Raw genomic sequence first — 10,490 nt, forward strand, 5'->3', positions numbered from 1 at the left:
CCGGGGGACGCCCCGCCAGCAAGTGATCTTGTCCTTACACCAGCGGGCGCCCCCATGCATCGCCAAAGGCTACCTCATGGAATCAGAGCGCTCGAGTTTGCGTAGGGACGGTCGAGGATAGCAATGCACCGAGGCTGCGCGTACAGGCGAAAATCCCTCGCCTTCGAGCCAGCAGGAAACGCAGCCATAACCCCAAGATTTTCTGGCCCGCCCTACACGACTCGAACGTGTGACCTACGGCTTAGAAGGCCGTTGCTCTATCCAGCTGAGCTAAGGGCGGATATCGACGCGCGCGGCCAGGATGAAGCAACCCGGCCGCGGATCTGAAGAGACGGCGATTTTACCTCATTCCGGGGCGCCCACACCCCGCTTCGTCTGGCTAGAGCGGCTGCGGATGCATCATGAACCAGCCGAGGAAGAAGATCCCCGCGATCACGCAGTACACGCCGAACGACGCCAGCTTGCCGTGCCCTTCGAAGTAGCGCATCAGGAAGCGCACGCTGAGATAGGCCGCGATGCCCGTCAGCACGCCGCCGAGCACCGAATCGAACAACTGGCCCGGCGCATGGAACAGCTTCGGCAGTTCGAGCACGCCTGCTGCAAAAATGATCGGCGTACCGAGCAGGAACGAAAACTCCGCCGCTGCCTCGGCCGTCAGGCCAGCACCGACGCCCGCGATCATCGTCAGGCCGCTGCGCGAGAACCCCGGAATCAGCGCACCGATCTGCGCCAGCCCCACCAGAAACGCCTGCTTGAACGTGAGCTTCTCCGGCGCCTGCAGCGCGCGGCGCTTTTGCAGCCGGTCGCCGAACCACAGCAGCACGCCATTGACGATCAGCGCCGCCGCCACGATCCGCAAATCGTGAAAAAGTGCCTCAAGACGCTTTTCGAGCAGCAAGCCGACGATGCCCGTCGGAATCGTACCGATGATGAGCGCCCACATCATGTGGCCGTCGTCGTTCTTGCGGCCGCCAAGCGACGCAAAGAAGCCGCGGATCAGCGCGACCCAGCGCACGCGGAAATACCACAGCAAGGCGATGGCGGTGCCGAGATGCAGCGCTACGAGAAACGGCAGCAACTGCGGCGCATGCTTGTCAATATGCATGCCGATCAGTCCGGGGACCAGCAAGGTATGGCCGAGACTGCTGACGGGGAAGAGTTCGGTAACGCCCTGCAGGACGCTCAGGAATACGAGAAACCACAGAGTCACGCGTCGGTCCTTTTTCGGGAAGGGAGGGACGCGCCGTGGAATTGCACCCCGGCATCCCGCGCGTCGCGCGAAGCCAGACGAGGCGTACAGGGAGATCAGGCAGGAAGGCAGGGTGACACGGCGCACGAACGGACCCGATTATGCCGACAGGCCTATCGAGCGCCAAGCGCTACCGCACACAAAACAGCACACAAAAGACACCGACAGACAATCGTCGGCGAATCGATAAGTTATAGAAAGCAGTTCAAAGGCAATCCGAAAGAAATGCCCTCGCGCAAGCGGCTGTGCGACGGCCGGTCAGGCCTTCAGCTTGTACAGAAAAAGCGCCGTGCTCGCCCCGAAGAGGCCGAACATCGCGACACCCATCGCCATCGCCAGATCCATGGTCACTCCTTGTCCGTCTGGTTCCCAACACTGGGAACCTATAAGACCATATCGACCGGGCATCGGTCAGTCGCAATTTCCCGCAAAGGGTTTCCCTGTAGACAATCTGAGGCAGAATCATCCCACTCGCGAGCAGCGCCGTCTCCTCGTCCCGACGCGCGCTAGCCCTACCCTCAACGGAGTGCATGGCCATCATGTCAATGGAACAGGAAGTCATCGAAATCGAGCGCGACGGCGCCGCCCTTCTGCTCGCGCCGCATGCCGGCGGGCGGCTCATGACCTGGCGGGTCGGCGGCGAGCCCGTCATTCACTGGCCCGATGCGCCCGACTGGTCCAAGCCCGCCAAAATCCGTGGCGGCAATCCGCTGTTGTTCCCGTTTCTCGGGCGGCATTTCGTCGACGGGCAGATCGGGCATTGGCGCGATCCCGAAGGCGTCGTCCATGCACTGCCCACGCACGGCTTCGCGCGCGACCTGCCCTTCACCTGGACGCGCGACGCGGATGGCCACGGCGTGCGCATGACCCTCGTCGACAGCGACGCCACCCGCGCCGGCTATCCGTTCGCGTTCCGCTTCGAGGCGGCCTACCGCATCGTCGATGCGCACACGCTCGAAGTGGAACTCACCACGTCGAATCCGGGCGAAGTGCCGCTGCCCTACTACGCCGGACATCACTTCTACTTCCATCTGCCGCACGGCCAGCGCGCCGAAAGCAGCGTGCAGCTGCCGCACACCGAACGCCGCCGGCAGTTGCCGGACGGATCCATCACCGCCGCCGAAGCGGGCCTGGCGAGTTATTCGCTCGCGGATCCGGCCATCGTCGACGTGTTTCACTGTCTCACGCGCCAGCCCGACGAACCGATGCTGCTGAATCTGCCGAGTCTCGGGCGCGCAGTGCGCTTCGAACTGCAACAGCCCGACTCGGTGCCGTGGTACGCCGTCACCACCTGGACCGAGTCGGATACCTCGGACTTCTACTGCGTCGAGCCGTGGATCGGCCTGCCGGACGCCATTCACAACGGCCGCGGCCTGCGCTGGCTCGCGCCCGGCAAGACCGAAACGGCATCGCTCAGACTGGTCGTGACGCCCGCTGCGTGACGCACTGCGGGCGGCTTTCTGTTCGGGCAAACCCGAGCCTGTAAAATCCTGCCTTTCTTTCCGCCGCGCGGCCGTGCTCCGACTCCGCGTGGCGACGCCTTGCGAGGTCAGGTTTGCAAACAGGAATTCGACGGCTCGTCTGCACGTCACTCATCGCGGTGCTGGCCGCCTGCGGCTCGGCGCCGGTCGGGCCCGGCTTCTATCGAGTGGAGCGCGGCGACACGGTATCGAAGATCGCGCGCGCCAAGCGCACCAGCGTCGCCAATATCGCGCGCTGGAACGGGCTCTCCAATCCCGACGCCATCGAGGTCGGACAGGTGCTGCGCGTCGCCCCGCCCCCCGGCAGCGCGACCTCGGCGACATCCGCCGCGGCCTCGTCCGGCTCGACGGACACGAATGCCGGCACACAATCGGCAACGCAATCGTCGGCACAGGGCAAGGCGGGACCGGGCGTGTCGCTCGTCTGGCCTGCACAGGGCAGCGTGATCCGCGGTTTCGACGGCAAGAATTCGAAGGGCGTCGACATCGCCAATGCCGCGGGCACGCCGGTCATCGCGGCGGCGGCCGGCAGCGTCGTCTACGCGGGCAACGGCCTGCGCGGCTACGGCAACATGCTGATCGTCAAGCACGACGACGACTATCTGACCGCCTACGCACACAACCGCGTCCTGCTGGTGAAGGAAGGCCAGACCGTGCAGCAGGGCCAGCAGATCGCCGAGATGGGCGATACCGACAGCAACCGCACGATGCTGCATTTCGAAGTGCGCTATATGGGCCGCTCGGTGGACCCGGCGCGCTATCTGCCGTCGCGCTGAACGCGCGGCGGACGTTACAAGGAAGATCGATGAATTTGAAGAAGAGAATGAACGCTGCGGCCGTCTGCGCGGCGCTCGCATTGACCGGTGCGCTCGCAGGCTGCGCGCATACGACGAAGATGACCTATCTGCCTTCGGGCGATACCGGCTTCGCCATCAACTGCAGCGGCGGCGACGCTTCCACCAGCTGGGCTGCCTGCTACAAGCAGGCGGGAGAAACCTGCGGTGCGTACGGCTATGACGTGATTTCGAAGGATGCCGACAACGGCGCGACGGCCGGCGGTTCGGTGGGCGGAATCTTTGGAGCGAACATCAAGAATCGCTCGATGGTGATCCGCTGCAAGCAATGAGCGTTGCCGCGGCGGCGTGATGGCCGACTACCTACGCGGATTGTTTCAGGCGTCGAAGCCGGCCATGGCATCGTCATCCGGGAGCGTGTCGGACGGGGCGCGCCAGTGTCCCGATAACGGATCGATACGCGCGGCAAACGCGAACAGCGAGGCCAAACCCAAAGGGGCGACGACGGCGAAAACCCACAGCAGATTCATGATCGATACATTTTGAAACAATTTGTTGGATGATACCGTTCCAGCAAAATGTTCGCTTGAATGATTCGTCAGTGTGTGCGGCAGGTAGCTATTTCCGTATCTTGCCGACTGGGCGCCCGTCACTCCGCCTTTGCATCCCGTTACGCTCCGAAACAAGCGCATACAGCCCTGTCCCGGGCGTCTTCTTAAAATGTGTTCAGCCCGTGCGCGGTATCCGCGCGAACGGCCGGCGCGGGTCAGAGGCCCCGGTGCGTCTGCATCGGGGCCTCGCCTGTGCGCTGGCCTCGTGAGCGTTATTGCGGTTGTGCCGGTGCGATGATCATCGGCGGCGTCATGTCGGTGGGCACGCCCTTGTAGTCGGGCGGATCCTGCGGCGGATGTTTCTGGTTCGGGGATTCTGCGCAGGCGGACAAGCCGAGCGCCAGCGTGAAAACAGTGACAGCTGCAAGAACGATACGCGACATGGTGCTCCTGGACAGGGTTGGACAGAGCATCGGCTGGACGCCTGGCCGATTGAAGCTCAATGGAACTTCATCGACACGTTCATCAACGCGCCGATTGAACTTCAGAAACGGCAAAGGGGTTACAAGCCGTAACTTGTAACCCCTTCGTGTGTGGTGGTCGGAGCGATAGGATTCGAACCTACGACCCTCTGATCCCAAATCAGATGCGCTACCAGGCTGCGCTACGCTCCGAACGAGCCGCGAATTGTAGCGTGCCGGCCACGCATCCGCAATGCCGGACATGCAAGCTTCTTAGCAGCGACGCGCGGGCACGCAACTTCCTGCAATGGAACCTGCGTGCGAACCTTGCTCGTTACCCCTTTCTCAGCGGAGACAAGCGATGAACCTCATTCTCTGGCGCCATGCCGAAGCGGAAGATCAGGCGCCAAGCGATCTTGCGCGTCAGCTCACGTCGCGCGGGCGCAAGCAGGCGCAGAGCGTCGCGAGGTGGCTGAAGGCGCGCGTCGGCGATGACGCCCTCCTGCTCGCCAGCCCCGCGACGCGCACGATCCAGACGGCCGAAGCGTTCGGCGACCGGTATCGCGTCGTCGATGCGCTCGCGCCCGGCAACAGCGCGCAGGCCGTGCTCGACGCTGCGGGCTGGCCCGACGGCATGGCTGAAACGGTTGTCGTGATCGGCCATCAGCCGACGCTCGGCCGCCTTGCCGCCCTTCTCATGACGGGCACGGAAACGGAATGGTCGGTGAAGAAGTCGGGCGTCTGGTGGTTCCAGTCGCGCACGCGCCTGGGCGACGGCCAGACGGTGCTGCGCGCGGTCATCAATCCGGATCTGCTATGAACTGAAGCGCGTCACGCGGACAGCGGCACATGACAAGGTCCAAGGCGTTTCACCGAAACGTCATTGCCATGCCATGCGAGCGTCATCGCGGATTACTACATTGGCGAGGACTCAAGCCACAGCCACGTCCTGTCGAGGAAAGCCAATGCAAGATCTGCCGACGCCCGTCCTGCAACTCGGAGCGGCATCCTTCTCGCTCGAATCGCGCCGTCATCTTCCGCGCACGTCCGAAACCCACACGGGACGCGAGCGCCTGCAAGTCTCGTGGGCGCGCGACGACGACGCCCTGCGCGACGCTCAACGCCTGCGCTATCGCGTGTTCTCGGAAGAGATGGGCGCGCGTCTTTCCGGTCCCGCCGGGCTCGACGTCGATGTTTTCGACGCCTATTGCGATCACCTGCTCGTACGCGATCTGGACAGCCTGCAAGTGGTTGGCACGTATCGCGTGCTGCCGCCGCATCAGGCTGCGCGTATCGGCCGCCTGTACGCGGAAAGCGAGTTCGACGTGTCGCGTCTCACGCACCTGCGACCGAAGCTCGTCGAGGTGGGCCGTTCGTGCGTGCATCCCGACTATCGCAACGGGGCGGTGATCATGTCGCTGTGGGGCGGGCTCGCCGCCTATATGATGCAGAACGGCTATGAAACGATGCTTGGCTGCGCGAGCGTCGGCATGATCGACGGCGGCCACTACGCGGCGAATCTCTACACCTCGCTTGCCGCCGATGCGCTGACGGCGCCCGAATACCGCGCGTTCCCGCATACGCCGCTGCCGGTCGAAGAACTGCGTACCGGCGCGAACGTCAGTCCGCCGCCGCTGGTGAAGGGTTATCTGCGCCTGGGCGCGAAGATTTGCGGCGCACCCGCGTGGGATCCCGACTTCAATACCGCCGATTTCCTCACGCTGTTCCGTCTCTCCGACATCAACGCGCGTTATGCGCGCCACTTCATCGGCGACATGCAGGGACGCTGAGCTGCACTTGCGGCACGCGTTCAGGAAGAAGGCCCCGGCGCATCCATGCGGCTGGGCCTTCGTCATTCAGGCATCGGTGCTTCAGTCACGCACTCAGTCAACCGCTTCAGTCAGCCGCTTCAGTGAGCCGCTTCAGTGACCCGCTCAATCACCCGTATAGACCACGCGATACGGACGCCCGATCTTCTCCCATTCCATCGCCTCCTGGACGAGGCTGTAATCGGTGAGCGGATTGTTCGTGACCCAGTCGCTCGGCAGACGCACCTCGAAGCCGCCGCCCGCAGCCCGCACCTCGATGCCCGGCAAGCCGACCTCCGCGCGCCGGCGCGACAGCAGCGCCGCGAGCCGCAGGCAGAACAAAAGCGTCCAGTCGACGTCGCGCGTCTGCGCGAGCTTGCCAAGCTTGCCCGCATGCCCGAGCACGAGCGTGGCGAGGCGCGCCTGATCGGTGCGTGAGAAGCCCGGCATGTCGGCGTTGCTGGCGATGTACGCGGAATGCTTGTGATAGGCGCTGTGCGCGATCGACAGCCCGATCTCGTGCAGCGACGCCGCCCACGCAAGGAACATGCGATTTTCCTCGCGCAGGTCTTCGTCGGGCTCGCCCAGTTGATCGTGGAAGCTGATGGCGAGCTCGCCGATGCGGTCGGCCTGCGCCGCATCGACCCCATAGCGCCGCTTGAAGCCCTCCACGGTGACCGTGCGCATGTCCTGATGCTGCGAGCGGCCCAGCAGGTCATAGAGCACGCCGAGACGCAGCGCGGCATCGGTCGTGTCTGCATAGTCGATGCCCAGTTCCTCGAAGACGCCGAGCATGATCGAGAGTCCGCCTGCCAGCACGGGCACGCGATCCGGCTTGAGCGCGGTGAGCTTCAGCCGGTTGACGTTCTCCGCCTTGATGACCGCGCGCTTCAGCCGCTCGAGACCGCCGCGCGAAATGCCGTGCGTGATGCCTTCGTCGTTGAAGCCGTTCGCCTCGATCAGCTCCGCCAACGCCCGTGCGGTGCCCGACGAACCGATCGCCTGATCCCAGCCGGTCTGCTTGTACTCGCTTGAAATGATCTGGATCTCGCGTTTGGCGGCGAGTTCGGCCTGGCGCATCGTGTATTCATCGACGTTGCCGGACGGGAAGAACTGGAGCGTATGGCTCACGCAGCCAATGTAAAGACTCTCCATGTGGATCGGCGTGTAGTGCGAGCCGATGATGAACTCGGTCGAGCCGCCGCCGATGTCGACGACGAGACGCCGGCCCGCGATCGCCGGCACGGAATGCGCGGCGCCGGCGTAGATCAGGCGCGCTTCCTCGCGTCCGGCGATGACTTCGATTGGAAAGCCGAGCGCCGCTTCGGCTTCGGCGAGGAAGTCATGCGCGTTCTTCGCGACGCGCAGCGTATTCGTGGCGACCGCGCGCACCTGGTCTGGATGGAAATCGCGCAGCCGTTCGCCGAAACGCTTCAGCGCGTCCCAGCCGCGCACTTGCGAGGCGCGGTCGAGCAGCTTGTCCCGGGACAGCCCGCCGCCGAGGCGGACCGGCTCGCGCAGCGCATCGACCTGATAGATCTGGCTACCGGCGGGCGTTTCCTCGACCCGGCCGACGATCAGCCGGAAACTGTTCGATCCGAGGTCGACTGCGGCAAGAAGATGGGGATGTGTGACCATCGGAGATCCAGAAAACGTGATGTGGGGGAGCGTTGTTACTGTGGCACTGCTGCTTCGGCGCCGTGACGGCGGCGCTGTTGCAGCGCACGAATTCTATTGCATGCCCGCGCCTTCCGCGTCCGCCCGTTTCTGACAGCCCCTTCGCGGACCGGGTGCGCACGCTCTTGAGACGCTATTCGCATTGTGAGTAGAATTTGTGAAAATCGTTCTGTCATCAAAAATACATCAAACTGTGAGAGCATTCGAGCGCACCTTTACCTCTTTGATCGAGACACCTCCCATCCCGCCGATGTCCATCCGCTATCCGCTCTTCAACCGCGAACTGGGCATATTGGGTTTCAACGAGCGCGTTCTCGCGCAAGCCGCCGATACGACGGTTCCCTTGTTGGAACGCCTGCGCTTCATTTGCATCACCAGCAGTAATCTCGACGAATTCTTCGAAGTCCGCATGGCGGGTCTGCAGGAGCAGATGCGCGACAACCCCGGCACGCTTTCGCCGGACGGCATGTCCTTGCAGCATGTGTACGACCTCGTGTCTGAACGCGCGCAGCGTCTGGTGCGCCAGCAATACTCGATGCTGCATGACATCGTACTGCCGGCGCTCGAAATGGAAGGCATCTACTTTCACGGCGCCGAAAGCTGGAGTGAACAGCAGACTGCCTGGGCGCGCGATTATTTCCACAATGAACTGCTGCCGGTGCTGACGCCGATCGGCCTCGATCCCGCGCATCCGTTCCCGCGCGTGCTGAACAAGAGCCTGAACTTCGTTGTCGAACTGGAGGGCACGGATGCCTTCGGACGCCAGGCGATGATGGGCATCGTGCAGGCCCCGCGCGCGCTGCCGCGCCTCGTGCGCATGCCGGAAGCGCTGTCAGGCTATCCGCACGGTTTTGTGCTGCTGAGCTCGTTCATGCAGCATTTCGTCAACGACCTGTTTCCGCACTTGATCGTGCGGGGCTGCAACCAGTTTCGCATTACGCGCAACAGCGAGTTGTTCGTCGACGAAGATGAAATCACCAATCTGCGGGTTGCGCTGCAGGGCGAACTGCCGGCGCGCCATCTGGGCAATGCGGTGCGGCTGGAGGTGTCGGCGGAGACGCCGCCGCATCTCGTGCGCCGCCTGCTCGACGAAAGCCAGTTGAGCGAGCGCGACCTGTACCGCGTGAACGGGGCGGTGAACCTGGTGCGGCTCATGCAGTTGCCTGAGATGGTTGATCGGCCGGATCTGAAGTTCGTGCCGCATATTCCGTCGGTGCCGAAGGCGATTGCCAACACGACCAATCTCTTCGATGCGATCGATCAGGGCGACATCCTGATGCATCATCCGTACGAGAGTTTTCAGCCTGTGCTGGAGCTGTTGTTGCAGGCCGCGAAGGACCCGCAAGTGGTCGCGATCAAGCAGACCATCTATCGCACGGGCACGGATTCGCCGCTGATGGACGCGCTGATGCAGGCGGCGCGCAATGGCAAGGAAGTGACGGTGGTGGTGGAACTGCTGGCGCGCTTCGATGAGGAAACCAATATCAGCTGGGCTTCGCAGCTGGAGGCGGTGGGCGCGCATGTGGTGTATGGCGTGGTGGGCCACAAATGCCACGCGAAGATGGTGTTGATCGTGCGGCGTGTGTCGCAGGGCGGCAAGCTGGTGTTGAAGCGTTACGCGCATTTGGGCACGGGTAACTATCATCCGCGCACGGCGCGTCTTTATACCGACTTCGGGCTGATGACCGCCGACCAGGAAATGTGCGAGGACGTGCATCACGTGTTCCAGCAGCTGACTGGCATCGGCGGAGAGATCGCGCTGCATCAGTTGTGGCAGTCGCCGTTCACGCTGCACGCGAAGCTGATCGATGCGATCCGCGCCGAGGCGGAGCATGCGCGACTTGGGCGGCGGGCTCGTATCGTGGCGAAGATGAATGCGCTGCTTGAACCTACTGTGATCGAGGCGTTGTATGAGGCTTCACGCGCAGGGGTGAAGATCGATTTGATCGTGCGAGGGGTGTGTTCGCTGAAGCCAGGCGTGGAAGATCTTTCGGAGAACATTACCGTGAGGTCCATCGTCGGGCGGTTCCTCGAACATCATCGGATCTTCTATTTTTATGCGAATGGGAAGGAAGATGTGTTTCTGTCGAGCGCGGACTGGATGGATCGCAATTTCTTCCGGCGGGTGGAGGTCGCGTTTCCGATTCGCGATCGGCGGTTGAAGCGGCGGGTTATTGCTGAAGGGTTATCGGTTTGTCTCGGGGATAATCAATCCGCGTGGGTCATGCAGAGCGATGGGCACTATCGGAAGCGCCGGCCCGGGAAGTCGATTCGCAATGCGCAATTGGGGCTGCTGACGAAGTTCTGTTCTTGATTTTTTTGCGCAGGCTGTTTTCTTTCGTTTGCGCTTGCATGGATTTCCCGTGTTCGCGTCGGTCTGCTTGCACTGCCCCTCCCCGGGGCGGGGGTAACTTTCTTTGCGGCTGCAAAGAAAGTCACCAAAGAAAGCAGCTTTTCTTCCCGCCCAAA

The 10,490-nt window shown here is 63.1% G+C and carries 10 protein-coding genes and 2 tRNA genes; 6 read left to right on the forward strand and 6 right to left on the reverse strand.

Annotated features, from left to right (window positions below; translation table 11 throughout):
- Window positions 1–203 precede the first annotated feature (203 nt).
- Window positions 204–280 (reverse strand) — tRNA-Arg (locus QCE88_RS11685).
- A 99-nt stretch (window positions 281–379) separates the two neighbouring features.
- Complete coding sequence (locus tag QCE88_RS11690) at window positions 380–1,210, reverse strand: undecaprenyl-diphosphate phosphatase (protein ID WP_309901988.1); 831 nt, start codon at window positions 1,208–1,210, stop codon at window positions 380–382.
- A 578-nt stretch (window positions 1,211–1,788) separates the two neighbouring features.
- Here QCE88_RS11690 and QCE88_RS11695 point away from each other — a divergent pair.
- The 3 genes from QCE88_RS11695 (at window position 1,789) to QCE88_RS11705 (ending at window position 3,856) form a co-directional block, all read left to right on the forward strand.
- The gene (locus tag QCE88_RS11695) at window positions 1,789–2,691 is read left to right on the forward strand and encodes an aldose epimerase (RefSeq protein WP_309903542.1); all 903 of its coding nucleotides are present in this window, start codon (window positions 1,789–1,791) and stop codon (window positions 2,689–2,691) included.
- A gap of 113 nt (window positions 2,692–2,804) precedes the next feature.
- Window positions 2,805–3,506: a peptidoglycan DD-metalloendopeptidase family protein gene (locus QCE88_RS11700; RefSeq protein ID WP_309901990.1), complete on the forward strand. Its 702-nt coding sequence runs from the start codon at window positions 2,805–2,807 to the stop codon at window positions 3,504–3,506.
- Between the two features lie 47 nt (window positions 3,507–3,553).
- On the forward strand, window positions 3,554–3,856 hold the full coding sequence (locus QCE88_RS11705) for a hypothetical protein (protein ID WP_309901992.1): 303 nt from the start codon (window positions 3,554–3,556) through the stop codon (window positions 3,854–3,856).
- 45 nt (window positions 3,857–3,901) lie between these two features.
- Here QCE88_RS11705 and QCE88_RS11710 read toward each other — a convergent pair whose 3' ends face one another.
- The 3 genes from QCE88_RS11710 to QCE88_RS11720 all read right to left on the reverse strand — a co-directional run bounded on the left by QCE88_RS11710 (window position 3,902) and on the right by QCE88_RS11720 (window position 4,749).
- Complete coding sequence (locus QCE88_RS11710; protein WP_309901995.1) at window positions 3,902–4,054, reverse strand: hypothetical protein; 153 nt, start codon at window positions 4,052–4,054, stop codon at window positions 3,902–3,904.
- Window positions 4,055–4,347: 293 nt separating this feature from the next.
- On the reverse strand, window positions 4,348–4,518 hold the full coding sequence (locus QCE88_RS11715; RefSeq protein ID WP_309901997.1) for a hypothetical protein: 171 nt from the start codon (window positions 4,516–4,518) through the stop codon (window positions 4,348–4,350).
- A gap of 154 nt (window positions 4,519–4,672) precedes the next feature.
- Window positions 4,673–4,749: transfer RNA gene (locus tag QCE88_RS11720), tRNA-Pro, on the reverse strand.
- 148 nt (window positions 4,750–4,897) lie between these two features.
- Here QCE88_RS11720 and sixA point away from each other — a divergent pair.
- Together sixA and QCE88_RS11730 are read left to right on the forward strand one after the other, a co-directional pair.
- Entirely contained in the window at window positions 4,898–5,356 is a 459-nt protein-coding gene (gene sixA, locus QCE88_RS11725; RefSeq protein ID WP_309901999.1) for a phosphohistidine phosphatase SixA, read from the forward strand.
- A gap of 145 nt (window positions 5,357–5,501) precedes the next feature.
- A complete protein-coding gene (locus tag QCE88_RS11730; protein ID WP_309832805.1) occupies window positions 5,502–6,326 on the forward strand; it encodes a GNAT family N-acyltransferase in 825 nt (274 codons plus the stop codon).
- 144 nt (window positions 6,327–6,470) lie between these two features.
- Here the strand turns inward: QCE88_RS11730 and ppx are convergent, their stop codons facing one another.
- Entirely contained in the window at window positions 6,471–7,982 is a 1,512-nt protein-coding gene (ppx, locus tag QCE88_RS11735) for an exopolyphosphatase (RefSeq protein WP_309902001.1), read from the reverse strand.
- Window positions 7,983–8,271: 289 nt separating this feature from the next.
- Here ppx and ppk1 point away from each other — a divergent pair, with 289 nt between their 5' ends.
- Window positions 8,272–10,335, forward strand: a complete 2,064-nt coding sequence (gene ppk1, locus QCE88_RS11740; protein WP_309902004.1) for a polyphosphate kinase 1 — start codon at window positions 8,272–8,274, stop codon at window positions 10,333–10,335.
- Window positions 10,336–10,490 lie beyond the last annotated feature (155 nt).

This window comes from Caballeronia sp. LZ035 (assembly GCF_031451175.1).
Classification (GTDB): domain Bacteria; phylum Pseudomonadota; class Gammaproteobacteria; order Burkholderiales; family Burkholderiaceae; genus Caballeronia.